This is a genomic window from Symmachiella macrocystis (assembly GCF_007860075.1).
In the GTDB taxonomy this organism is placed as follows: Bacteria; Planctomycetota; Planctomycetia; order Planctomycetales; family Planctomycetaceae; genus Symmachiella; species Symmachiella macrocystis.
Genome location: NZ_SJPP01000003.1, coordinates 575,599 through 600,427, shown reverse-complemented (window position 1 = coordinate 600,427; position 24,829 = coordinate 575,599). Strand labels below are relative to the sequence as shown.

The 24,829-nt window shown below is 55.8% G+C and carries 23 protein-coding genes; 12 read left to right on the top strand and 11 right to left on the bottom strand.

The features are described from left to right. Window positions 1-5: 5 nt before the first annotated feature. Window positions 6-1,511 (bottom strand): glycogen synthase GlgA, encoded by a 1,506-nt coding sequence (gene glgA / locus CA54_RS25845; RefSeq protein ID WP_146373878.1) that lies wholly within the window; start codon window positions 1,509-1,511, stop codon window positions 6-8. Between the two features lie 190 nt (window positions 1,512-1,701). Between glgA and CA54_RS25840 the strand changes: the two genes are divergently transcribed. The 3 genes from CA54_RS25840 (at window position 1,702) to CA54_RS25830 (ending at window position 5,296) form a co-directional block, all read left to right on the top strand. After that, the gene (locus CA54_RS25840) at window positions 1,702-3,102 is read left to right on the top strand and encodes a sensor histidine kinase (RefSeq protein ID WP_231963199.1); all 1,401 of its coding nucleotides are present in this window, start codon (window positions 1,702-1,704) and stop codon (window positions 3,100-3,102) included. After that, window positions 3,099-4,451: a sigma-54-dependent transcriptional regulator gene (locus CA54_RS25835; RefSeq protein WP_146373877.1), complete on the top strand. Its 1,353-nt coding sequence runs from the start codon at window positions 3,099-3,101 to the stop codon at window positions 4,449-4,451. Before CA54_RS25840 ends, CA54_RS25835 begins: the two co-directional genes overlap by 4 nt. Window positions 4,452-4,813: 362 nt before the next feature. Then, window positions 4,814-5,296, top strand: coding sequence for a thioredoxin family protein (locus CA54_RS25830; protein ID WP_197532839.1), 483 nt, complete (start codon window positions 4,814-4,816; stop codon window positions 5,294-5,296). Window positions 5,297-5,446: 150 nt separating this feature from the next. Here the strand turns inward: CA54_RS25830 and CA54_RS25825 are convergent, their stop codons facing one another. The 3 genes from CA54_RS25825 to CA54_RS25815 form a co-directional block, all read right to left on the bottom strand. Beyond that, window positions 5,447-6,223 (bottom strand): hypothetical protein, encoded by a 777-nt coding sequence (locus CA54_RS25825; RefSeq protein ID WP_146373875.1) that lies wholly within the window; start codon window positions 6,221-6,223, stop codon window positions 5,447-5,449. Window positions 6,224-6,352: 129 nt separating this feature from the next. Beyond that, entirely contained in the window at window positions 6,353-6,826 is a 474-nt protein-coding gene (locus CA54_RS25820; protein ID WP_146373874.1) for a hypothetical protein, read from the bottom strand. A 155-nt stretch (window positions 6,827-6,981) separates the two neighbouring features. Then, complete coding sequence (locus CA54_RS25815; RefSeq protein ID WP_146373873.1) at window positions 6,982-7,581, bottom strand: phosphoesterase; 600 nt, start codon at window positions 7,579-7,581, stop codon at window positions 6,982-6,984. Window positions 7,582-7,924: 343 nt separating this feature from the next. Here CA54_RS25815 and CA54_RS25810 point away from each other — a divergent pair, with 343 nt between their 5' ends. The 3 genes from CA54_RS25810 (at window position 7,925) to CA54_RS25800 (ending at window position 10,737) form a co-directional block, all read left to right on the top strand. Then, on the top strand, window positions 7,925-9,130 hold the full coding sequence (locus CA54_RS25810) for a TlpA family protein disulfide reductase (RefSeq protein WP_146373872.1): 1,206 nt from the start codon (window positions 7,925-7,927) through the stop codon (window positions 9,128-9,130). Window positions 9,131-9,586: 456 nt separating this feature from the next. Next, the gene (gene thiS / locus CA54_RS25805; RefSeq protein WP_146373871.1) at window positions 9,587-9,787 is read left to right on the top strand and encodes a sulfur carrier protein ThiS; all 201 of its coding nucleotides are present in this window, start codon (window positions 9,587-9,589) and stop codon (window positions 9,785-9,787) included. Window positions 9,788-9,909: 122 nt separating this feature from the next. After that, window positions 9,910-10,737: a thiazole synthase gene (locus CA54_RS25800; protein WP_146373870.1), complete on the top strand. Its 828-nt coding sequence runs from the start codon at window positions 9,910-9,912 to the stop codon at window positions 10,735-10,737. Between the two features lie 27 nt (window positions 10,738-10,764). On the opposite strand, the gene CA54_RS25795 is transcribed toward CA54_RS25800, so the two are convergent. The 4 genes from CA54_RS25795 to CA54_RS25780 all read right to left on the bottom strand — a co-directional run bounded on the left by CA54_RS25795 (window position 10,765) and on the right by CA54_RS25780 (window position 13,245). Continuing rightward, window positions 10,765-11,538: a glucose 1-dehydrogenase gene (locus CA54_RS25795; RefSeq protein WP_146373869.1), complete on the bottom strand. Its 774-nt coding sequence runs from the start codon at window positions 11,536-11,538 to the stop codon at window positions 10,765-10,767. A 33-nt stretch (window positions 11,539-11,571) separates the two neighbouring features. Continuing rightward, window positions 11,572-12,246: an HAD family hydrolase gene (locus CA54_RS25790; protein ID WP_146373868.1), complete on the bottom strand. Its 675-nt coding sequence runs from the start codon at window positions 12,244-12,246 to the stop codon at window positions 11,572-11,574. Window positions 12,247-12,327: 81 nt separating this feature from the next. Beyond that, window positions 12,328-12,930, bottom strand: a complete 603-nt coding sequence (locus tag CA54_RS25785; protein ID WP_197532838.1) for a class I SAM-dependent methyltransferase — start codon at window positions 12,928-12,930, stop codon at window positions 12,328-12,330. A 132-nt stretch (window positions 12,931-13,062) separates the two neighbouring features. Further along, entirely contained in the window at window positions 13,063-13,245 is a 183-nt protein-coding gene (locus CA54_RS25780) for a hypothetical protein (protein ID WP_146373866.1), read from the bottom strand. A 10-nt stretch (window positions 13,246-13,255) separates the two neighbouring features. Here CA54_RS25780 and CA54_RS25775 point away from each other — a divergent pair, with 10 nt between their 5' ends. Then, complete coding sequence (locus CA54_RS25775; RefSeq protein ID WP_146373865.1) at window positions 13,256-15,229, top strand: sigma-54 interaction domain-containing protein; 1,974 nt, start codon at window positions 13,256-13,258, stop codon at window positions 15,227-15,229. Here CA54_RS25775 and CA54_RS25770 read toward each other — a convergent pair. Beyond that, window positions 15,226-15,954, bottom strand: coding sequence for a (5-formylfuran-3-yl)methyl phosphate synthase (locus CA54_RS25770; RefSeq protein ID WP_146373864.1), 729 nt, complete (start codon window positions 15,952-15,954; stop codon window positions 15,226-15,228). The two genes, CA54_RS25775 and CA54_RS25770, sit on opposite strands and share 4 nt — an antisense overlap. A 532-nt stretch (window positions 15,955-16,486) precedes the next feature. Here CA54_RS25770 and typA point away from each other — a divergent pair. From typA to CA54_RS25745, 5 genes are all read left to right on the top strand, one after another. After that, a complete protein-coding gene (typA, locus tag CA54_RS25765; RefSeq protein WP_146373863.1) occupies window positions 16,487-18,307 on the top strand; it encodes a translational GTPase TypA in 1,821 nt (606 codons plus the stop codon). A gap of 24 nt (window positions 18,308-18,331) precedes the next feature. Then, entirely contained in the window at window positions 18,332-18,949 is a 618-nt protein-coding gene (gene rdgB / locus CA54_RS25760; protein ID WP_146373862.1) for an RdgB/HAM1 family non-canonical purine NTP pyrophosphatase, read from the top strand. A 557-nt stretch (window positions 18,950-19,506) separates the two neighbouring features. Beyond that, window positions 19,507-19,983 carry a DUF1569 domain-containing protein gene (locus CA54_RS25755; RefSeq protein WP_146373861.1) on the top strand — a complete coding sequence of 159 codons (477 nt, stop codon included), beginning with the start codon at window positions 19,507-19,509 and terminating at the stop codon, window positions 19,981-19,983. Further along, window positions 19,980-20,480 (top strand): SufE family protein, encoded by a 501-nt coding sequence (locus CA54_RS25750; protein ID WP_146373860.1) that lies wholly within the window; start codon window positions 19,980-19,982, stop codon window positions 20,478-20,480. The genes CA54_RS25755 and CA54_RS25750 overlap by 4 nt, the downstream gene beginning before the upstream one ends. A gap of 260 nt (window positions 20,481-20,740) precedes the next feature. Continuing rightward, window positions 20,741-21,301: a DUF309 domain-containing protein gene (locus tag CA54_RS25745; RefSeq protein WP_145377732.1), complete on the top strand. Its 561-nt coding sequence runs from the start codon at window positions 20,741-20,743 to the stop codon at window positions 21,299-21,301. 99 nt (window positions 21,302-21,400) lie between these two features. Here the strand turns inward: CA54_RS25745 and CA54_RS25740 are convergent, their stop codons facing one another. Both CA54_RS25740 and CA54_RS25735 read right to left on the bottom strand, forming a co-directional pair. Beyond that, window positions 21,401-23,782: a penicillin acylase family protein gene (locus tag CA54_RS25740; RefSeq protein ID WP_197532837.1), complete on the bottom strand. Its 2,382-nt coding sequence runs from the start codon at window positions 23,780-23,782 to the stop codon at window positions 21,401-21,403. Window positions 23,783-23,814: 32 nt separating this feature from the next. Beyond that, the gene (locus CA54_RS25735) at window positions 23,815-24,699 is read right to left on the bottom strand and encodes an SDR family oxidoreductase (protein WP_146373858.1); all 885 of its coding nucleotides are present in this window, start codon (window positions 24,697-24,699) and stop codon (window positions 23,815-23,817) included. Between the last annotated feature and the right edge of the window lie 130 nt (window positions 24,700-24,829).

Here is a 24,829-nt window from a genome sequence, read left to right as displayed (position 1 = left end):
GTCGACTATTCAGCCGTTGTCGCAGTCATGAGCCCCTGACGTTGGATTGCTTGTCGATAGACGTCGACATAGCGGCGGGCGCTGTTTTGCCAAGACCAATCGGCCGACATCCCATTGGTGACCAATTGCCGCCATTGTTGTCGATCCTTGTAGGCGTCTAATGCGCGCTGCAGCGCCGATGCGAGCGCCTCCGGGCGATAGTCCACAAACGAAAACCCGTTGGCAGTCCCGGACCGCAAATTCTCCGGCGTCGCATCCACAACCGAATCGGCTAACCCCCCCACTGCCCGAACAATCGGGACCGTGCCGTAGACTAAGCTATACATCTGATTCAGCCCACACGGCTCAAACCGACTCGGCATCAGGTACATATCGCTGCCCGCTTCGATCTGGTGCGCTAGAGCTTCGTTAAAGCCGACTGTCACGGCAACCTTGTCAGGATACTTCGCGGCAAGTTGTGTGAGATAGTCCTCGTATTTCGCATCGCCAGTGCCTAAAAATACCAGTTGCAGATCCTGGGCCAAGATGTCATCGATACAGCCGGCGATGATGTCGAATCCCTTTTGATCCGCCATCCGCGACACCATGCCCAAGACCGGTGTCTCGGCCCGCTGCGGCAGTCCCATTCGTTCTTGCAAAGCAGCTTTGCAGGCGGGTTTCCCGTCTGCGGCGGTTGCGGAATCGTAATTCTGCGCAAGATGCGGATCGATTTTGGGATTCCATTGCGACATATCTACCCCGTTGAGGATCCCCACCAATCGGTCGGCGCAATGCGTGAGGACCGAATCCAACCCGGCGCCGTTGGCTTCCCCTTGAATCTCCTGCGCGTACGTGGGACTGACAGTGGTGATGTAGTCGCTAAAGGCGATGCCGGTTTTCAGCAGATTCAGGTGCCCGTAGAATTCCATTTCCTTCCAATTGAAATGCTTCCAGTCCAATCCGGTCAGCAGCATATCCCAGTGCCAAAACTGTCCTTGAAAGGCCAAGTTGTGTATCGTGAGCACCGAGCCGGTTTGTGCGAACTCCGCCGTTTTGGAGTATTCCAATTTCAGCAGCGCCGGAATCAGTCCCGTCTGCCAATCGTTGGCATGCACGACATCGGGTCGCAAATCGAGCATGCGTGCTGCTTCCAGGACCGCACGAGAAAAGAAGACGAACCGTTCACAGTTGTCCTGATAGTCGACGTTGTTTTCGGTGTACAGTTCGGGGCGGTCGAAGTACAGCGGTTGATCGATGAGGTACACTCCGACGTCTGAGTCGGGCAACTCTGTGCGGAGCACCCGTCCGCCCCGTGTTTTTCCGCCAATCGGGATCGACAAGTCAAATCCTGTCGACGTCAGCGGGAATTCCGCAGCGGCGCCGGTGGATTGTTTTTGTTGATAATAGGGCAAGAACAGCGAGACATCATGCCCCAATTCCTGCAAGGCCTTGGCCAGTGCCGTGGTGACATCGGCCAATCCGCCCGTTTTGGCAAAGGGAACGGCCTCTGACGTAGCGATTACGATATTCATCGATCAATTTCTCGGACATGTGAAACGGTGGCATCGTGCGAGCGGGAGTTTACCAGAACGTCGCGGCGCCGACTATTCTGCCGCCCCCTCGCCGGAGGCGAAAACTACCCTCTTTTGACGCTACCAACCGATGGCGACTCATCTATAATGATAATTAGGATTGAATGATTGTAAAAAATCTGGAGCTGTTTTGAGTCACGACGAGGCCTTGAGCCGCACATCCAACGAGACACCCCGGTGGGATCTAGCCGCCGAGACCATCACCGTCCGCATTCGCTGGTTCGGTTTGTGTGTGGGGTACGCGCTGGTAAACGTGCTGGAACGGGATATCCACAATCATGCGGTCATGAACGCCATCCTCACGCTGGGGGCCGTGTATGCGCTGTTGGACACGGTCTGGAGCATTCGCGGAAAAGTCTTTCTCAGCAGAGCGCCGTTGATCGTGGCGGTGATGGAAGCCGTGTTCATTGGCTTGCTGTGCTACTTCGATCAAGGGGCCGAAAGTCCCTTCCGGTATTACTACTTTTTGTCGTTGTTGGTATTCGCCCTGCGCTATTCTCGCTGGCTGACCTATTCGACCTTCACGCTACACAGTTTGAGTTTTGCTACGCTGGTTTTGGTCAATCGCGTTCCCGGCCCCGATGGGGGTTTGCATCTGGTGGCAGGGTCCGGGGAAACGTTGTTGTTGATGTTGATCTTCATGGGGTGGGTGACCTGGGCGGGAACGTCGTTGGGTGGATTGTTGCAAAATGCCGGCGGACGGCTCCGCCAAATGAACGACAAATTGACGCAAAATCAATTGTTATTGGAACAGCGGATCGCCGAGCGGACACAGGAACTCCAGGAGTCGCAAGCCCAGTTAGTGCAGCAGGAGAAGCATGCCGCTTTCGGCCTGTTGGCAGCGGGAATCGCGCACGAAGTCGGCAACCCGTTAGCCGCCATCAGTTCGTTGGTGCAAATGCTCAATCGTCGTCCGACCGATGAATACACCCGAGAAAAACTGAGCCTGGTCGATGATCAATTGCGACGGATCCAACGGACATTGCGGGAGTTAGTCGATTTCAGCCGCCCGGCCACCACACAAAAATCAAAATGCGATATTCACGAAATCATTGATGCCGCTTTGAATATCGCTAAATATTACAAACGCAAAAAAGGAAAAAAGATCGTCACCCGCTATGCTGAGGGGATCCCCTTGTTGCGAGCGGCGCGGGATCAATTGGTGCAAATCCTGTTGAATTTGATTCTCAACGCGATGGATGCCACCGATGAAGGTGGGACGATCGAAATCTCCACACAACTCAAGGATGGCACAATCGAAGTCGCCATCAGCGACGACGGGCATGGGATTTCCGCAGAGAACCAACAGCGGATTTTTCAACCGTATTTTACGACCAAAGAGACCGGCACCGGTTTGGGGCTATTTGTTTGCCGCGGAATCATTGAGCAGGCCGGCGAAGGGCGGATCGAATTGCGCGAGAGTTCCTCGGCTGGGACGACATTCGTCGTGTATGTGACCTGCGAAGTCGTACGCATTCATCCTGATGTCCTGGAATCGGAAGCAGTTAGAACGGAAATGACAACACCGTGAAAAAATTACCCGCAGTTTTGATTGTCGAAGACGAGGTCGTGATTCGCACGACGCTCAGCGAGTTTCTCACCAGCGAAGGGTTCGACGTTGCCGAGGCGGCCAACGTCGGCGAGGCACTCGCTCTGGCGCAGCAACGCGACTTTCAAGTTGCGCTCTGCGATGTGCAGCTCCCCGACGGCGACGGTATCGCGCTGCTCAGGCGGTTGCAACAACTCGATCCCAACCTGTTTGTACTGGTGATCACCTCCTACGCCACCGTCGAAAACGCGGTCGAGGCGTTTCACGCCGGAGCAGCAGACTACCTGGTCAAACCGGTGTTATTCGAGGACTTGCGGCACAAAATCGACCGGCTGTTTCGGTTTCGACAGTTGTACGTCGAGAATCAAGCCTTGCGCCGCGAATTGACACGGCAGGATTCCTTTGGCGAAATCGTCGGCAGCAGCATCCCTATCCGCGAAGCCCAGGCGTCGATTCGCAAAATTGCGGTCACGCGATCCAACGTGTTGTTGGAGGGAGAGAGCGGTACGGGTAAGGAACTCTTTGCCCGCGCCATCCATCGCGCCGGGCCCAATGCTTCGGAACGTTTCCTAGCCGCCAACTGCGCAACCATGCCGGTCGAGTTGTTGGAAAGCCAACTCTTCGGCCATCGCAAAGGAGCCTTTGCCGGAGCGGAGTCCGATCAACAAGGCGTGTTCCATCACGCTGGCGAAGGGACCGTTTTTCTGGATGATGTCGCCCAACTCCCTTTAGGGACGCAGGCCAAATTGTTACGCGTGATCGAACATCAGGAAGTCGTTCCGCTCGGCGGCGTCGAACCGCAATCCATCTCCGCCCGCATTGTTGCATCCACCACGCGCGACTTGGCCCAGGAAGTTTCCGAGGGGCGCTTTCAGGAGGATTTGTTCTACCGGCTCAATGGCGTAAAAATGCGAATCCCGCCGCTCCACGAACGCCTAGACGATATCCCCGAACTGGTTGATTCGTTTCTCGGCAAACATACGGCTAAAATGGGCAAACGGGTCAGCGGCGTCGACAGCGAAACCATGCGGCTATTGATGTCGGCCCGCTGGAAAGGCAATGTCCGGCAACTCGACAACGCCATCGAACGAGCTGTGATCATGTGCGAAGGCACCCAAATCCGCCCCCAGGACCTGCCGCCGGATCTCTTGGGCGTCGGCCAACTATTGCCAGCGACCGACGACCTCCGCTCAGCCCGCGAACACTACGAACGACTCCACATCTCCAGAGTCCTACGCCAATGCCCCGACAAACGCGAAGCCGCCAAACGCCTGCGGCTGGGCCTATCGAGTCTGTATCGTAAGATTGAGGATTTAGGGATTGAGGTTTAGGCCTGCACATTCCGTCGGGCAAACGCTGCCCCGCGCCTACTCTCGCAACTTCCTGCTCCGCTAGAGGACAGTTGCGCATGCACCCCCACAAATTGGGATAAGCGAACGCGATCGCCGCTTCCTCCTAAAACGGCGGCAACAGAGGTGATTTCTCCAAAGATCACCAGCTTTTTCGCACTGTTTCCGCATTTCCCACCCTCTTGGTGAAGATTCGCACACAGCCTTGCCACCGTGCGCACCGATATAGAGTGCATAACCGGAATGCATGTCCCCAATACTGTCGCGAAATGAGATGCCGCGCGGGCCGAGGGGCGTTTACCGATATTTACTCTTCGTTGAGACCTACCCAGGGGATGACTGTCATGGATCGACGCCCACTGGCCAAATTCTGTTTGGCACTACTCGTCTGCTTTACCGCGACCACAGCCGTCACAGCCGCTGAAAAGACGGCGGTCAAAAAAGTGGATTGGCAACCCAACCTCACGGCAGCGCACAAGCTATCTCTCAAAACCGGGAAACCGATCCTGTTGGTCTTCGGTGCCGATTGGTGTTTCTTCTGCCACAAGTTGGAACGAGAGACGCTGAACGAAGCGAATATGGCGAAGTTCATCAACAACAACTTTATCGCTGTGAAGCTGGATCTGGAAAAAGACGAGAAGGTTGCCAAAATCCTCAAGGTAAAATCGCTCCCGGCGACGATCGTCGTCAATTCCGACGCCGATATGCTGGCCAACATCGTCGGCTACCAAAAATCAGGCAGCTATGCGAAAAACTTGCGGAACGCCTTGCGTGTGCACCAAGAGTTGCGACAGGTCTCCGGCGAAAAAGCGACGACGACGAAATAGTTGTTTCGTGCGTCACGTGCTATTCGTGGGGACCCGTTTGGGTTAGCGGGCCCACCCCCCCGGCCACTTTTCCGGAGGGCGAAGGGAGTGTCTGTGGAGCGCTGCGTGCATTGGATGCGTATGCGCTCGCCGCTTGCCAATCGGGGCGACCTAGCCCTTAAACGCGCCTTGTTGGCGGGCGAGTTCGATTTTGGAGAGCGGTTTGCCGTCCGCACCCGTCGTAGAGGCTTTGGCGGCGGGGGCTTTGACTTCTTCTGCTTCAGCGGCTGGGGCTTCCTCAGCGACTGGTTCGCTGGATTTCGATCCGGCGGCACCTTCCATCCGAGCCCGTTCCAACGGAGAGAGCGGTTTCCCACCGTCGCCAGTCGGGGCCGGTTTTTTGGCGGGAGCGGCTTTTGCACCCGAACCAGCTGCCCCTTCCATGCGGGCACGTTCCAATGGGGAGAGCGGTTTGTCGCCTCCAGCGGCTGCGGGTTTTGCAGCAGGTTTTTTCTCGGCCGTCTTGCTTCCCCCGCCAGCGGCACCTTCCATGCGTGCGCGTTCCAGCGGCGAGAGCGGTTTGTCTCCCGCCGGGGCAGCATCTTTTCCGCCGGCGCCTTGGGCGCGAGCCATTTCCAAGGGGCTCATGCCCTTTTTGGCGGCCGGTTTCGCAGCAGCGGCTTTCCCGGCCGGAGCGGCCTTTTTAGCAGGGGCAGCGGCTTTTTTGGGTTCGGGCTTGTCTACAACCTTCAGATAGCTGGGGTCGATGTCGTACCAGGTGATGTCCTCGCCACCGTCGAATTCGACCAGTGCTCGGCCACTCATGTTGACCGTTTTCACGATTCCCGTGCGTGACGCGAACCGCAATAATTCCGGCACGCCCGACTCGACAACAACGTACTTGTCGGTGAATTCCCGTTTGAGTTGTTCGGCCGCTTCAATAGTCATTGTCTGCCTTCAATATGTTCTGTCGGACTGATGTGGCGCTGCCCAATGGCGGCGATCAGTCGAAATCTGTGTCGCGATATTAGGTTTTCAACACGCGTGCGGGAATTTTGAAGCATCGGCCGCCTGAAATCAAGAGAGCGCGGCCCAGGAAACCTGGTATTGCCAGCGGATCGTTGTTCCACCCGTTGTTGTCGGAACACCGGAAAGGTCCCCATAACCTATTTTCAGGCCTGCTGTTGTGAACCAATGGGCTTCGCAAGGCGGCATTCCCGGCACGTCAAGAATTGCTAGCCGCAAGCCGGATTGTGCCTCGGTCGCGATGGGAGGTGACTTCTCCGCAACGGCCCAGTCTCCTCCTGCGTAGGAACTGGTGACCCGCGCGGGCAACTCGGCTCCCACAAACCGCGCCGAGACATCGAAATCGAGAATTTTTGTCTCGGTATTCATACCCACAGCAACGGCATACAGGCATTTGCCGGAGCGGCCGAACAGTTGGACTTCGGTCAGCTGCGCGTGTTTCTCATCCAGCAAAAGCTCCTGAAACACCGGACTGGCCGGCGATTCGTCCTCTGGCGAACCTTCGAGGGAGGTCAAAACGTCCACCCATTTCTCCCCTGTGGAGACCGATATCGTGTGTTGCCACCGGTCGGCAGTCAGTTCGCACACCAAGCGTATTTGCTCGGTTGAGATTTCGCAGCGTGTAGGAGTTTGGCTGGCGTGAAGCATGGGGTGACTTTGCAGAGATCCAGCAGGTGGAACTACGAAAACAGAGCTTTAAGACAGATTTGGGACCAAGTCTCGAATTGATCAATCTCCGCCAACAATTGTTCGGGCGGGGCGAAACCGGTTTCCAGCATGTCTTTTTCACGCGGGCGGATTTTTGGTTCTTCGAGGTCAAAAACGTGCACGATTCCCAGGTGAACCTTGCCGACATCGTTGCTGTCGTCGTTGAGCATGCCCACACAACGATCCGTATAGGATGACTCGACATGAACCTCTTCGTCAATCTCCCGCCGCATCCCTTCGAGGTAAGGCGAATCCGCTTGGTTTTCATCCACAGAGGAAACATGCCCGCCGACACCGATGGAGCGTTTGGCGTGCAACCGCTTCTCTCCCTGTCCGCCGCCGCGGGTGTAGTAAAAAATCTCCCCCGCATGCTGGAAAATGCAGTACGGAATCAACTGCTTAAATTCCGGGTCCGCCTCCATCACATCCCGCGGCTGATAGCTGGTGTGAATCGGGTCGAGCAACGTTTCCAAATACGGCTGAACGTTGGTGGAGAGTCCCTCGAAATATCCGATTTCGCGAAACAACGACGTGGGAACCACCAGAATTTGTTCGACAGTTGTACTGGTCATGCGGCGTGACTCCTTCACGAATGAGGCCGAAAAGTATGCTGTGTGCGAAACACAAATTAGCGAATCCGCAGCGGTGATTCCAGGAACTGCATGAAATGATGTGACAGCGGAAGTCGGCCTGAACTTCCATAATGCGAAATCTGCTGGATCGATCCCATGTTTGGCAATAAATGCACATTCGAAATGTCGGATGAATCTTCTTGTCACTTGGCCAATAGTTGTGCTAATATATTATCACATGGCCGCCGTGCAATCGGTTCACGCTCAGTGCGCTCCGCTCGGTTGCGACCCCTTTTGATGAGATTGGGGCTCTCTATTCGCAACCCAATTTGAGGAGTTCGCCATGTTTCGACGCATTTTGTGTCTGTGCTCGATGATCATCATCGGCATCTCGGCAGGGCCGTTAATCGCTGACTCAGGCCAACCCAAGACCCATACGCCCGTCACGCGATCGGAACTCAAATCTCTGATCGATCAATATGCCATCTCGCAACAGAGATTCGAGGAGACGCTTGCAAAGAGCAAGACTCCCGAGGAACGCACAAACGTCAAGGAAACACTGCGCCCTAAGCCCGTTCCAGGCGCGATTCGCTTCGTCGATTGGGCGGAAAGAAATTCGAAAGACCAGCTTGCGGCCGACCTCTTGGTACTGATCGTTGTTCATGGTGGCAAGACGGAGCCAGCAATGCGCGCCGCCGCTCTCTTGGTGAAGGATCATCTCGACCTCGACAGTGAGCGATTTTTTCAGGCCGCCGTAGCCGTGACTGGCAATCTTCCGCCCCATGACGCGGAGACCTGGACGCGCGTCTTTGTGGATCACGGCAGTTCACGACAGACTCAGGCTCTCGCTTGCGTGTTACTTGCCAAGTTCAAAATGGGATTGGTGCGCTATGCACAATTGCTTCAGAATCCGCGATTCGCGGAAGCGATGGAAAGTCAACTCGACATAGATCTGCTAAAGCATCTGAAGAAGCTTGATGTCGCCAAAACAAATGCCGAAGCAGAACTGCTGTTTGAACGACTGATGACTGAATTTGCCGATGTGAAGTCCCGCGGACAAAACCTTGCACAGGCCGTTAAACCGGATTACTTCGCCATATCAAAACTCGCGATCGGCAAAGTCGCTCCCGAAATCGACGGTGAGGATCTTGACGGTAAGCGAATGACACTCAGCAGCTATCGTGGAAAAGTCGTCGTGCTTTGCTTTTGGGGCACGTGGTGCAAACCGTGCATAAAAATGCTGCCACACCACAATGAACTCGTCGCGAAGCATCAAGATGATACCTTCGCTTTTCTCGGAGTCGCCACTGATAAAGACCGTGAAAAAATCGATAAGACCGTCAAATCGCAAGGGATCAGGTGGCAGAACTGGTGGGACGGAGGCGATAGCGGCCATCCCATTTCAGAAAAATGGTCGATCAACCAATGGCCGACAATCATCGTCCTTGATCACAAAGGGATCATTCGCCACAAGCATCTCGTTGGAGAACAACTGGATGCTGCTGTTGCCGGATTGCTGAACGAGATGCAGAAACCCTCGTCACCGTAAATTTCGCTCCGCCGAATTTGGTAAGGCTCACAATTCCCAAACCCTCAGATGAAACAGCAATGGAAAGCTCTGTGCGACGAAGGAAAAATAATCGTGCTCAGTCAGAAAGGAGGTGATCGCGGATAAATCTGTTACCCAGCGCGGTTGGTCCGCTACCAAGCTTCTGAAAACAATTAGCCACAGGGTTCCCAGGGGACACCGAGAGGATGGTCCTCTTTGGCCTCCGGAATCGTTGGAAAGTGCGGCTGGGTGTCGGGGCCGTCATGAAGGTTGAGTCACGAGTCCTGAGAGGCCAAGCAGGACGTGGATCGCGAATTGGTTGACGCTTTGAGGCATCGGTCTCTAAACTGCGCTTGTCGGCCCATCTGCAAACGCTGCCGCAAGCGAAAACGGGCCTTGCAGCCCCGTTCGTTGATTATCGATTGAAGTAGAAAAGTCCCGTGGGAATTTGCAACAGTGGAAATTAGCATCAATGGCGAAACGCGTGAAATCGCGGCTGGGATCTCGGTTGCGGACCTGTTACGCGAATTGGAATTACAGCCGAAGTACCTGGCTGTGGAACGCAACCTGCAGCTCATTCCGCGCGGCGATCACGCAACCTGCACACTAGAGCCGAACGATCAACTAGAAATCGTCACCCTCGTCGGCGGAGGATGAACCGGTCGTTGATATAAAACGCTGACATCACACTTCTTACCTGTTAGCAACCCCACTGGCGGACAAGCCGCCAGTGGCACCCATTTTTCTGCCTACTGCCCACCGCCTACTAGAAACAAAACATGTCTACCGAACTTCTAAGCGACTCTCCGCTCGTCCTAGGCTCCCACGAATTCACGTCGCGGTTAATCGTCGGGACGGGGAAGTACGCCACTTTTGAATTGATGCGGGAATGCCTGGAAGCCAGCGCGGCGGACGTGATCACCGTGGCTGTGCGGCGCGAACGGCTGGTGGATGCCGAAGGCCGGAACATTTTGGATTTCATCGACCTAGAACGCTATACAATCCTGCCGAATACCGCCGGGTGCTTTAATGCCGAAGATGCTGTGCGGACCGCGCGGATGGGGCGGGAGATTCTCACCGGCCTGGAAAATCCTGGTGCAGATTGGGTGAAGCTTGAAGTCTTGGGCGACGCAAAAACCTTGTTGCCCGATCCGATGGCGACTTTGGCCGCCACCGAGCAGTTGGTGAGCGAGGGGTTTCAGGTGCTCGTCTACACGACGGACGATCCCATAACCGCGCGGCGTTTGAAGGAAGCGGGAGCGACTTCGGTCATGCCGGCCGGCAGCCCCATCGGCAGCGGGCAAGGGGTTTTGAATCCCAACAACATTCGGATTTGCTTGGAGTACCTCAAAGATGGCGACCCCGATTATCCGGTGATCGTCGACGCCGGTGTCGGCGCCGCGAGCGACGTCAGCGGGGCCATGGAGCTGGGCTGTGACGGCGTCTTACTGAATACGGCAATCGCCGGCGCCAACGATCCACTGATGATGGCGCATGCCATGCGAGAGGCAACGCGTGCCGGGCGTTGGTCGTATCGCGCGGGACGCATCCCACGGAAACTGTATGCAACCGCCTCCAGCCCGGAAGCGGATTTCGCGCGGCGCTAATTGTCATGCCGCAAACGAACCGAGCGTTTAAATCGTGTGCCCACCGTCGACGGTCATCACCGAACCGGTGCAGTAGCTCGAGGCCGCTGACGCTAAGTAAACCGTCATTCCCACCAGTTCCTCCGGTTGGGCAATCCGCTTGAGCGGCAGTTTGCCGACGACACTGTTGAGAATCTTTTCGTTCGACCACAGCGCCTGGCTGAACTGCGTTTTAATCAGACCCGGGCAGAGCACATTGACGCGGACCGAATCGCCACCCCATTCGGCCGCCATCACTTTGGTCAAACTGATCAGGGCCGCTTTGCTCATGCTGTACAGCCCCAGCATCGGTTCGGGGCGAAGTCCGCCAATGCTGCTGACATTGATGATCGACCCGCCGCCGCGCGAGACCATAATCGGGTGCACGAGTTTGGCGAGATTCAGCGGCCCCTTGACGTTGACCTCCATGATCTTGTCAAAGGCGGCGTCATCGTTGTCCAACAACGGGCCAAAGACCGGATTCGTCGCCGCGTTGTTGACAAGAATATCGACGCCACCAAACGTCTCGACCGCATGGTTGACCAATGCCTGTAGATCTTCGTCGCGGCCCATATGCGCGGGAATGCCGGTCGCTTCGCCGCCGTTGACGCGAATGGTTTTGACCGCCTCGTCGATCCCCTCTTGTTTCCGGCCGCAGAGCACTACTTTGGCGCCGGACTGTGCCAAGCCACTGGCCATTGCCAATCCGATACCCCGGCTGGAACCGGTGATCAGGGCCACCTTGTCGGTCAAATCAAATAGATTGTTGGTCGGTTCGGTCATGGCGTGTTGCTTTCGATTGTTCGTCTGAGAACATCATGGGATCAGTTGTTGAAATGTGTCGCGAATGCTTGCCGGCGAAAGGTCCCGCAACGAATGCACCACCTGATCGGCGGCTGACAATTCCTCGTCCGTATGCCCGGCACTGACCAAGGCGATGCAGACCATTGAAGCGGCGTGTGCGGCGGCGATCCCTGCCTGTGCGTCCTCGATGACGACGCAATTGCGTGGTTCGACTTCCAAACCGGCAGCCGCTTTGAGAAACACCTCTGGATGCGGCTTGCCTCGCGTCACGTCGCGGGCAGTCACCACGGCTTTAAGGTGATCTCTTTTGCTAAGTAAGTCAATCACCAAATCGACATTTTCCAGCGGACCGGACGACCCCACGGCTATCGGAATTCCCTCAGCAGCGAGGGCATCGATCAATTCGCGGGCTCCGTCCATCGCCCGAAAGTCCTCGCGCAGAATGTCGCGAAAATGCAATTCCTTGGCATCATCGATCTCGGCGATCGCCTCGGGCGTGGGGGCGTCCAGCAGACCGCACTCGACAATCACCTCACGGCTAACGCGTCCAAAAGTGGTCAAGAATTGCGCCCGGGTGAACTTAAAACCCCGTTCAGCCGCTAAGCGTTGCCAACTTTCATAGTGCGCGTTGTAGGAATCAACCAGGACGCCGTCCATGTCAAAAATCACTGCGGGAAATTCGCTCATGCGTAAGAGAAGCCTATCGTGGGGTACGTTATTTCAGAGCAGACGCGACACTCACAGTTTGGTCGTCTCATCGAGTTGCTGTTACATGATGATGCCGTCGATGACGTAGATCCGTTCTCCCTTCACTCCGTGAGGGAGCGTGTCGATACGCAGGCGGGCGAAATGCTCACGGTAACGGTCTTCCACGTCCGACTTGCTGGTAAAGTAGCGGACGTGCGCAGCTGAGTCATAACTGGGAACCGAACCCAAGAACCGGGTGCCGGGCTTGATCTTGCTCAAGACTTCGTGATCGCGTTCGATGTGCTCCAAGACTTCAGTGCAAACGACGGTATTGTAGTCGACGGTTTCGAATAAATCGGTTTCAAAAATGTCCGCGACATGAAACTCGCGATCGGGATAGGTAGCCCTTGCAAATTCGATGCGGGCTTCACTGAAGTCAAAACCGCAGTACCGTGTCACGCCCACGTCGCGCAACAAGCCCGCCAAATGCCCCGGTCCGCAACCAATATCGAGGACCGATTCGTCCCCATCTGGGGCCAATCGTGTCACCAAAGCGGCGAACAAGAAGTAATATCGAAATGCCGTGTAGTGCTCCGGCTTATGCGCATTGCCCCGGAACTTTTCACTGTACCAGTGAGCATCCTTTTCCTTGCCGGTCATTTTGACAGTACCTGACTGTTCCATCCGATTTCCCCCTTCCATGAAGTGATCGTTAGCATTTCTCGGTCGCTCTCGAAGAACCGGCCGAAACGTTACCAAAAACACCAAAGCCACACAATTCGACTTCACTGACTGGTCCGCACGCCACACCGCTCCTCAGGTCTGTTTCCTCAAGCCTTGGGGAACTTTGACGGCGGACTCCCCTGGAAAAACCAGTCCGCCGGCCATCGGACGGGAGACTTGTTGCAATCGGATTGATACACCGGTATCGTTGCGATGACAGGTCGACGCATGGTCGGTGACATCCTTTTTATGCCGCTCGTTCCCAAACTTGGACACGAATAACGCCATGAAGCTGCAACAGACTCCTTGGTTTGACCGTAAAGATGCCGGCAGTACCGAGTGGCAATTTACGCTGCGTTTGTTGGAATCAGCTCTTCGGGCAAACCATGAAGACGAGTTGCTGCAAAACCAATTGCCCGATGTGGCCAGCGAATTGCAGGCACAGTGGGTGGGGCTGGTCCGCAAAACTCCACAATGGGAACTGTCGGCGCAATTTGGCCATATCAATCTCACCGAATTGCCGTTTAATGAGTTGGACAACGCGCTGGACGGCGGGGTGGCCATGTTCATTGCGCCGCCCGATGGCGACGAGTTTTGGCCGCTGATTGGTGTTCCCTTTACACAGCCCGACCTCTCGGGCGAGTTGTTGCTCTTTTCCGGCCGCGATCTCCAGCCTGAACAAGTCGGGTCGGCGTTGATGCTTGGTTGGGGGCTTGGTTCGGCCATTGCTGCTGTTCGCCGTTATCAGACCAGTCAGCGGCGGAGTGAACGTCTGGAAGCGATCCTGAAAATCGCCTCGCAACTCAGCCACGAACGAGAAACCGTTCCCCTGTTAGAACTGATCGCCAATGAGGCGACACGGTTATTGGAAGCCGATCGCGCTAGCATCTTCATCTGGGACCAGGATCACCGGCAGGTCATTGCCTGCCCCGCATTGGGAGTCGAAGGGGGCACGCTGCGGCTTTCCGATAGTGCGGGAATCGTCGGCGAAGTCATTCAAACCGGCACGTCCATACAGGTCGACGATGCGTATCGCGATGCGCGGTTTGACAAAAAGGTCGATGTCAAAAGCGGATACAAAACGGAAAACCTGCTGTGCGTGCCGTTGCTCAACGGCGACGGCGAGCGGATCGGCGCTTTTGAGGTGATCAATAAACTCGCCGGCGCGTTCACTGAGGAAGACGAAGAAAGTCTAACGCAACTGGGTATACAAGCGGCAACGGCCCTGCAGTCCACGCAAGACCGCGAGCAGTTGGTCAGAACGCAAAAACAACTGACCGAACAGGTGACTGAAGGCGTACGAATTGTGGGCGAAAGCCCGGCAATCACCGTGCTCAAAGATACGATTCAGCGGCTGGCCGCCACGGAATTGCCGGTGCTCATTTTGGGTGAGAGTGGAACCGGGAAAGAGGTCGTCAGCCAATCCCTGCACTATCACGGCCCGCGCCGCGATCACCCGTTTGTCGCTGTCAACTGCGCCGCTTTGGCGGAGACGTTGCTGGAAAGCGAATTGTTCGGCCATGAGAAAGGCGCCTTCACCGACGCACACGAAGCGCGGCAGGGCAAATTTGAATTGGCCGAGGGGGGAACGCTGTTTCTCGACGAAATTGGTGATATGACCCTGGGCGGACAAGCTAAGTTGCTGCGTGTGCTGGAGCAAAAAGTCATTACCCGCGTGGGCGGATCGCAAACCATTCCGATCAACGTTCGCGTGGTGGCAGCCACGAACGCCAACCTTTCCGAAGCAGTGCGGACCAAGAAGTTTCGCGAGGATTTGTATTATCGGTTGGGGGTGGTGACGTTGGATCTGCCACCACTGCGCGATCGTCCCGAGGACGTGCTCCTGTTGGCGGAGTATTTTCTGTCACAGTTCTCCGTGCAAGCGGGACGCAAACGGCTGAAGATCAGCGCCGATGCGCGACGGCGACTGCAGGCACACTCCTGGCCCGGCAACATCCGTGAACTTCGCAATCTGATGGAGCGGGTCGCTTTTTTAGCGCCGGGCGAGAAGGTCGAAGTCTCCGATTTAGCATTCATCCTCAGCCCCGATCGTTCGTCGATGGGGCAGGAAGAGGACCCTTCGGATGGAACGCTGGCTGATGCCACCAAGCACTTTCAACAACGCTTCATACGCGGCGCTGTGAAACGGGTGCAAGGCAACATGAGCGAAGCGGCTCGCATGTTGGGACTGCATCGCTCGAACCTGTACCGCAAGATGCGACAGCTCGAAATGGGCGAAGCCGAGGATGCTGAGGATTAGTTTGCGATTGCGGCGTTGTGCATTGCTGTTTTGAAGTACCGAATGGCCTCTGCATGAATGGCATTCGTGCGTTGTCCCTCGGCGCAGGCAGCGGAGCGGATGGCAATGATGTCGGGGGCAAAGTCGATCAGCGTCGGTACGTTCTCAGCCGCGATTTGTCCCGCGACCGCCACCAGTTGATCGGCTGAGTGGATATCGTTCACCAAAGCTCGCAGCTGGGGCTTTGAAAGCCAATCGAACAGTCCGCGACCTGTTTTTGCGAAGGTGTCAAACAATACACCGGCGCAGCCAGCTTCGGCAGCCGCAGCGACGATCTCGAGCGGCGGGGGGCTGTCAGCCAGTTCCCAGTCAATATAGGCAACTGCGATCCAGGAGATATTCCGATTGGCGGCCAATTCGAACTGGCGACGCACCCCGGTCCAACGCTGCTGCCAATCCAAATCCGGACGCAAGCCGGCGGTGCCTAGTTTTGCATAGCTGATTCCGGCCGGCAGAGCAGGGGGGGCTGCCGCGTACCAATCTGTGGTCTCCCCCAAGGCCGTGCTGACCTCCACATCGACCTGCTGCTGCTGAATCACATCGGCAACCGCCGAAATCGCCTCGATATCGGCCATTCCCAGCGAGCCTCGTGCCGGTTCTTTGATATCTAGGATGTCACATCCGCCCTGAAGCGCCGCTTCTGCCTCAATTTCGTTGCGAACACTGACCAATAATTGCGGCGGCATACTGGAGTGGCTTTCTGCAGGAGGGAGTGGGGCTGTTGTGGGACGCTGTGGTTGGTCGTCGTGCCGTAATTGACTTGAGGGTAATACTTTGCGTCAGTCCAGTGGGCGTGGGGTCGTGAGACGATTTGTTCAAGTACTGTTTGCTAGGATGGCTCAAATTTATCGAAATTCTGCCGATTCGCAACGAACTCACGCGTTCTTAACAGGCTTGCCCTTTAGGGATGGTCGGTTGGCTGTTAAACTACGGCGGTGATTCGGCCGAATTTCCATGGGTGGAGGGCACCTTGGGCAAGCCTTTCGGTTGTGTTTTCCGCATTTGATGGAACGTCCAGCGCGATGCGGATGCTCGGATCGAGCGGATTGCTCTCTCGGTCCTTCTATTTCCATTGAAGATTACACGCCCCACTTATCATTCCGCTGCGTAGCGTTTCTGGAGTTTTTGACTGGTTTTCGCTTGTTTTGACCAGCGATTCGCGGAAACGGCTTCGTGTTTCTTATTGAACTCACAATTAACGTGGAAAATCCGATTCCCATGCGACGCACCGACCTTCGTAACATCGCCATTATTGCGCACGTTGATCATGGGAAAACAACCCTCGTCGACGCTCTATTGCGCCAAAGCGGACAATTTCGTGATGCGCAACTTCAGGAAGATTGCATTCTCGATTCCAACGATTTGGAACGCGAACGGGGCATCACGATTCTGGCCAAAAACATCGCCATCAACTACGAAGGCGTGAAGATCAACATCATTGATACCCCGGGACACGCTGACTTTGGCGGCGAGGTCGAGCGGGTGTTGAAGATGGCTGATGGGGCGATTCTGTTGGTCGACTCCTTCGAGGGGCCGCGACCGCAGACACGTTTTGTGCTCAGCAAAGCCTTGGAATGTGGATTGAAGCCGGTTGTGGTCATCAACAAAATCGACCGTGCCGACTGCCGGCCCGACGAGGTGTTGTCGCAGGTGTTCGACTTGCTGGTGGAGCTTGGGGCGGACGACGAAACGTTGGATTTCCCCTACGTTTACGCCAGTGCCCGCGAAGGTTACGCCACGCACGATCCCAACGAGAAGACCGAATCGATTCACCCCGTGTTAGACATGGTGATCGACAATATTCCGGGACCCAAAGTCGACGCCGAAGCGCCGTTTCAGATGATGGTCACCACGATCGCTTGGTCGGAGTACGTGGGACGCGTCGCCATTGGCCGTATCAATTGCGGCGAAGTTTCAAACGGTGACAAAGTGGCCGTCCTCAAAGGGGGCGGCAGCCAAGTTGCCGGTGAGGTCGTGAACCTGCAACTGTTCGACAAACTCGGTCGCACCGATGCTGAAACGGCGACCGCTGGGGATATTGTTGCTTTGACCGGTCTCCCCGATCCTGAAATCGGCGATACCGTTTGTCATCCCGAACATCCCAACCCGCTGGAACGTGTCGCCGTCGACGAGCCGACGCTCTCGATGCTGTTTACTATCAATTCGTCGCCGTTGGCTGGACGCGAAGGAAAATTCGTCACCAGCCGCCATTTGCGGGCGCGATTGATGAAGGAATTGGAATCAAACGTTGCCTTGCGCGTCGAAGAAGCGGATCAGAACGACGCCTTTATGGTCTCCGGTCGGGGATTGTTGCACCTTTCGATTTTGATCGAGCAGATGCGGCGCGAAGGATACGAATTGTCGGTTGGCAAGCCTCAGGTGATTCGCAAAGAGATCGACGGCAAATGGCACGAACCGTTTGAAAGCCTGGAAGTGGACGTGCCTGCCAACGTGGTTGGTTCGGTGATGGAAATGGTCGGTGCCCGTCGCGGTCAAATGGAGGAGATGTCGGGCGGATCGACCGGAATGACGCACGTGCGATTTTCGATCCCGGCACGCGGACTCATCGGACTGCGGACACGCGTGCTGAACGCCACCAAAGGCGAAGCCATCATGCACCACCGCTTTGAAAGCTTCAAACGCTGCGAAGGGGAGATTCCACGGCGTCCCAACGGCGTGTTGGTTTCACAGGAAAACGGAAAAGTCGTCGGATACGCCTTGTGGAAACTACAGGAACGGGCTGACATGTTCGTATCGCCCGGCGATGATTGTTACGAAGGCATGGTCATTGGAGAAAACTCCCGCGATTGCGACATGGTCGTCAATCCGATTCGCGAAAAGAAACTGTCCAATGTCCGGTCATCAGGCGCCGACGACGCAATCTTGTTGCGGCCACCGCGGAAAATGTCATTGGAAATGGCGCTTGAATACATTGAAGAAGATGAGTTCGTAGAAATTACGCCGGGCTGCATTCGCCTGCGTAAGATCGTACTCACCGAGAACGGCCGTAAACGACAAGGACGCAGCAAGACGGCCTAACCGGCCGCCGTTCCCGACAACACCATGACTGACAAACCACAGATTGTTCTCGGCAGCCGAAATCTCAAGAAGAGCAGCGAGATCAAGGATCTTTTGGCGCCACACGGTATCGATGTCATCAGCGTTGCCGAAGTGGCTGATCTTGCGGAGGTCGTCGAGGATGGAGCGTCGTTTGCTGAAAACGCCGCCAAGAAGGCCCGGGAACCGGCGTTGGAATTATCACGGTGGGTGTTGGCCGAAGATAGCGGGTTGATGGTCGATGCCTTGGACGGCCGTCCAGGGATTTACTCGGCTCGTTATGCGGGAGAAAATGCGAGCGACCAACAAAACAACGACAAGTTGTTAACGGAGTTGGCCGACGTGCCGCCAGCTCAGCGCTCTGCCGGTTATGTGTGTAGCATCGCTTTGTCCGATCCTGATGGGCAGATTCGCCTGACCGCCGAAGCGAGCTGTCGCGGACGGATCATCGACAGTCCGCGCGGGACCAATGGCTTTGGTTACGATCCGCTGTTCATGATTCCCGAATATCATCGGACGTTCGGCGAATTGGACGCGGTCGTCAAACAACGCCTCAGTCATCGTGCACGGGCTTTTGCCCGGTTCATCCCGCGACTGGTGGCACTCTTCAGTCGTGATTGCTAAGCGTAATAAACCTTAGCCATTTCCGCCGGTGACGGTGCGGATTACCAATTCCAGGAATGGTAGGCAAAGTTCGTGGACCTTACCTATCATTTCCAAGAAATCGTCCTCGTAACCTCAAAACTCCTCTTGTAAAGTTCGTGTTAAGGCGGAGAATGGAGTAATGTCCTGACCGGACTCACCCCATTGCTGAGGACCGGTGCTAGTGCCGGAATCGCTTCGACTTTGTGAGTTCTTCGCGTGGCGTTGCTTGAGTATACGTATGCTCGCCAATTGCCGGGAAAATTTACAAGCTTGGTTGACTGACGTGCACGAGTCCTCACATGAACGTCCCGCCTAAGACCGCACCGTTGCTGCCAACCAGCACGAAGAAAATACCCCTGGAAAAACAACTAAGATTAGACCTCCCTCAAGAGGACTCGCGCGGATTTTATTGTGATCGCGGCACGGAAATGGTTCGTCCGGATTAGAATTCCAATAGTGTTTGGCGTTTGACAGATTGTTACGAGATTAGTCGAAATCAACGGACTGTGACGTAAAACCAGGAGCGATACTCAAATATGACGGCCACTCTACAAGCCAACGGTCGCCGCGAATTGCATTATGGCAATCTCAACGACATTGTCACGGATGCGGAAAGCCTGGCAGCGGGGGAATACCAGACGTTGGGTGAGTGGTCGTTCGGACAAATCCTAGAGCATTTAGCGGTGTCTTTGGATTGTTCGTTTGACGGCTTTCCATTTCAGGCACCTTGGTTTTTGCGAACGTTGGTGGCGCCGTTTATCAAAAACGGTTTCATCACAAAACCGATGCGGGCAGGCTTCAAACTACCGGCCAATGCAGGAGCATTGTCGCCGGGAGACGTTTCGGTCGAGGAGGGATTGTCGCATTTGAAAAAGGCAGTCGCACGTTATGAAACGGAAACGCCGAACGTCCACCATCCGGTCTTTGGCAGAATGGCCCGGCAGGAATGGGTGTCGCTCGGGCTGCGGCATGCTGAGTTGCATATGAGTTTTGTGGTGCCTTTCGGCGATTGACGAAATGGACCGTGCACCGTGGTGCGGAAATAGACGACAAAATTGTGCGGGGGTTCGGACGATTGAAGTTAGGCGAATTATTAGAGGAGTTCGACGGCCTGGATCCTGAAGAATCTTTGCAGACGTTGATTGAAATGTCCCTCGATCTGCCGGAGTTATCGCCCGAGCGGGCGGCGGAGCGGGAAGATACCCGACGATTGGTCAAAGAGTGCCAAACCCCGGTTTATTTGTGGGTCGACGTCGTGGACGGCCAAGCTCAGTTGGAGGCGTATGTCACGGAGCGGTCTCCCACCGTTCGTGGTTACGTCTCGATGTTAGTGGAAGGACTCTCAGGCGCGCCAGCTACGGATGTGGCTACCGTTCCGGAGGATTTGTTAGGCCAGTTGGGCTTGGCGGAGACTTTGGGAATGACGCGCCGTCGCGGTTTTACGGGTCTAATGCGAAGGATCAAGCGAGAAGTCGCGGAGCAGGCCGACGGCAAGAACTTTTCCACCTGAGTTGCGTCATAGCTGTTTCCCATCGGGAAATATCTGGACAAGACCAACGAGAGTTTGTGATTTTTTTCTTGACTTGGCTGCCTCTCAGGAGTTTTCTAAAGAGGTGAGGCCAAGAAATTGGCATCTGCCAGTTTGAGTGTCGTTTTATAAAAGGACGCAGCCAATCCATATTGGCCGCCGACTGAGCTGAACAAAAAACCCATGCGGTTATCCGCATGCTCACAGATGCTGTATTAATTGATATGACGGAGAAACCATTGATGCCCCAAATTGACACTTCGATTCCGCGGATGTTGCCCGCGGCAGATTTGCCGGGATATACGTATATACCGGGAACTGTGACCCCGCATCCCATTCGTGATCCCCGCGGACATAGCCATGGTAAAAAAGGTCCCCCCCCGCCACCGTTGAAGGCCGAGGGCTGGGCTGATAGTCGCAATTACCTGGTGGCCATCGATCTGTTTAACATTGGATATTATTGGGAAGCCCACGAGGAGTGGGAGCGTCTGTGGCGAGCCACCGGCCCTGATACGCTGGTCGGTCGTTTTCTCAAAGGGTTGATCAAGCTTTCTGCCGCCGGCGTTAAAGTCCGCGAAAACAGCCTGCATGGTGTCCGTCGGCACGCGGCCTCGGCCGGCGAAGTTTTTGCCGATGTGGCCGCCGAAGTCGGTGAGGATTATTTCTGCGGACTGGAATTCACCGTATTGCAATACGCAGCCGATCGCGCCGCCCAATTGGTTTACAAAAGCGATCTGCCGGCCGGGGTGCCGTTGCGGGTCTTTCCGTTTTTGCTCGAACCACAACCCTTCCCGTTTTCGTAATACAAGAAGTCAGAGCGTCCTGAAAAAAATGAGCGGCAGTGTGTCACAGTGACGCGCGGTCGCTTCTTTTTTTTGATGCATGGCAATATGCGCTGGCGACTATTTTTGTACACTCAAAGTCAGGGTCGAGCAGGCCGCCTGTTCCACCGCTGCGGGCGACAAATGCAGGCTGTGGTATTTTTTATCCAACCAGTCGGCGAGTTGATCGTCGTAATGCGGGCTGCCCGGTTGGCCTGATTGGCTTTGCGCGTCTTGTGCAAATAGCACGGGTGCCGATTGGTTAAAGTCGGCAATCATTCGATAGCCGCTGCCGGTCACTGCGCGGCCATCGGGGCTGTACCCGGTGTTGCCCACAGTCGTCATATCACCGGGCACCGGGGCATCGCCATGATTGAGCAACGCTCCCAAGTCGCCGATCCGGCTGAGGACATGCCGCAGCGGCATGCGGTGCCAACGTTCCCACCGCCACGTCGCCAATTCCGGTCCCATCCGTTCAGTAAGTTCGGCGATCGTCAATTTGAACGTGTCCACGACGGCGTCAATCCGATTACGGCGATGAAACCAGCCGTTGCTGTCGGCGGCCAATAGTCGCGATGCGATGCCGGCCGCTGCGCCGGCGACAAAATCAGCAACCTCTCCGTCAAAGCGTTCGTTTGCGACCGTCTGGCACCAATTGACGAAAAAGGCGTTGAACAAAGTGGGGGCGACTTCGTGCGGGTCGCAGCGACAATTCCATCCGCTCAGCGCGTCGATGGCTTGTGCTAATGGGGGTGTGGAGTGTGATTCGAGAATTGCGACTAACGACGGAACGCATTCGACCGCCCGCAGCGACAGCGAGTCGACCTGCATGGCAGCCATGTCATCCCGTGAGAGCTGCGGTTTGGATTCGATCATTTGGCGGATGCGACGCGCACGCTGGCAACTACTCCACGTTCCGTACAGCGGGTAGGGAAAGTCGTCATCAGCAACGCGGTTGTTGGCGGTGCAGATCCAACCTCGCTCGGGATCGGACCAATGCGGCATCTGCTCAAACGGAATCAGGCCGGTCCATTGGTGGTCTGGGTCCCAGCCGGGACGATATCCTCGTTCGTTGAGTTTTCGTTGAGGAATCCGCCCGGTGGCTTTAAAGCCGATGTGCCCCTGTTCGTCGGCCGCCACGACGGCGAATGTCGGGACATGCCACGGTTGCGAAGCGGCGAATAATCCTTCCACGCTTTTCGCTTGGTTCATTTGCAACAATGCGGTTAGCCAACCACTGCTATGCCGTCCCAACCAGCGCAAGGAGACCGCACCGGTATTCCTGGCGGCAGCCGGCAGAATGTCATTCACGATTGGCCCGTTGCGACTAAACTGGATTGTCGTGTGGATCGGCTGTGCATTTTTGACAACGATCGTTTCTGTCAATTCCTGCGCCGGTTCCCATTTTCCATCGTAGAGAAATGCGCCGGGATGCTCGGGATCGGTTTGTTCCTGATATAGGTCCCGCTGCGAGCAGAGGTTGTTCGTGCAACCCCAGGCGACGTGTTCGTTTTGACCGAACATCATTGCCGGCATGCCAATATAGGTCATGCCGGCCACGTTGAATGAACCGCCGCACAAATGCGCTTCGTACCAACAAGAGACTGCCGCAAACGCAATATGTGGGTCACTGGCCAACAGCGGTTTTCCTGAGACGGTTTTGTTTCCGGCCAAAACCCAATTGTTGCTGCCATGTGCTTCAAAGGGGGACCCTTGCACGACACCGACCGGCTCCACATCTCCCGCTGCTGTGGTCGGGTAAGCGCCGGGGGGCAGCATGGCTTCGTCGTCCGCTTCACCCAACAGAAAGTCGCGATACAACGGGCCGTTGCCTAATTGTCGTTTGACCAATTCCGGAATGGCAATCACGCGGAAGCGTCCGGTGAGGTACCACTGCAATTCGATTTCGATTGCCAGCGAATCGACTTCGGTCCAAGGCTCGGGCTGGTAATCGAGCAGAGCAAACTCAATCGGCAGTAAATCTCCCACGGCTTCGATATGTGCATTGATCCCGGCGGTAAAGGCGGTAAGCAGGGTCCGGGTTTGGCTGGGAAGCTGTTGCCATTGTGCCTCCGCAATGGCACGAAAGCCGATGGTGCGTGCGGTCAGGTCAAGATCAACGGCGGCTTCACCGACAACTTCCGCTAATCGCCCTGAACTTTTACGGCGAAGGTTGTCGAGTTGAAACAACCGGTCGGCCGCCATCGCGTAGCCGTAGCCTACGAATAGATCCACATCGTTTTCGGCAACAATGTGCGGAATGCCACGATCGTCGCGGTGGATCTTTGTCGTCGCGGAAATCGGCGCCGGTATTGCGTTGGAGTTCGGCGATAACCGCCGCCTGGTTTCATTCGTCCACCACTCTTGGAATTGGCCACTTTCGATCTGGAGGTCGCGGCAAAGCGCTTCAATCGTTTCACCGGAACCCAAACGACGTAGCAAATCTTCCGTTGAGAATTGCATGGAGCCTTCCTTAATCTGTGGTGCGCCTGGGATTAACCCTTCTTGGGTTTCATAGCTGCTTGCAGTTGGTCCCATTGTTCGGACGAGACCGCTTCGAGGCCGTTGAACTGTCCAGCGGCGCGGACCCATTCTCCGCCGTCGATGGTGATGCAATCGCCGTTGATGTAAGCGCTGAAGTCGGACATCAAATAGGCAGCCAGGTTGGCCAATTCCTGATGTTCACCGACGCGGCCAACGGGGATGCGGTGCGATGCGTCAAACGTCTCCTTAAGAGCATCCGGCATCAATCGCGACCAGGCCCCTTCGGTGGGAAATGGGCCGGGTGCGACGGCGTTTAAGCGAATGCCGTACTTGCCCCATTCCGATGCCAGCGAACGTGTGAGTGCCAAGACTCCAGCCTTGGAAACGGCCGAGGGGACGACATATCCCGATCCGGTCCAGGCGTACGTGGTGACGATGTTTAAAAAGCTTCCTCGTTGCCCGGCATCAATCCAACGCTTTCCCATTGCCAAAGTGCAGTTGCTGGTTCCGCGTAATACAATATCGACAATCGTGTTGAAGGCGTTGTAGGACAGCCGTTCGGTGGGGCAGATGAAATTGCCCGCCGCGTTATTGATCAGACCATCGACCGCGCCAAACTTCTCGATTGCCGCATCAATGAGTGCCTCGACCTGTTCCGGGTCGCGGACGTCGCAGGCTTGTCCAAAAACCTTCGCCCCGGTGGCCTCGGCCATTTCGGCGGCCGATTCGGCAATCACATCTGCCCGGCGACCACAGATAACCAGGTTTCCACCCAGTTGCGCGATGTATTGGCCCATCGAACGTCCCAAGCCGGTGCCACCGCCGGTAACGATGATTGTTTTTCCATCGAACGTGCCGTCTTTGAGCATGGAGTCTGTACAGGGAGGAATAGTCATACAATTGACCTTGGCTGATGCAGGAGAATCCACTCGACCGGAGTGGGCGGAAACTAGAGAAATGAATATCACCGACTATCATAGCTGCCTGATGAAACGGGGTCGACCTTGCCAACAAAACAGCCCGGCC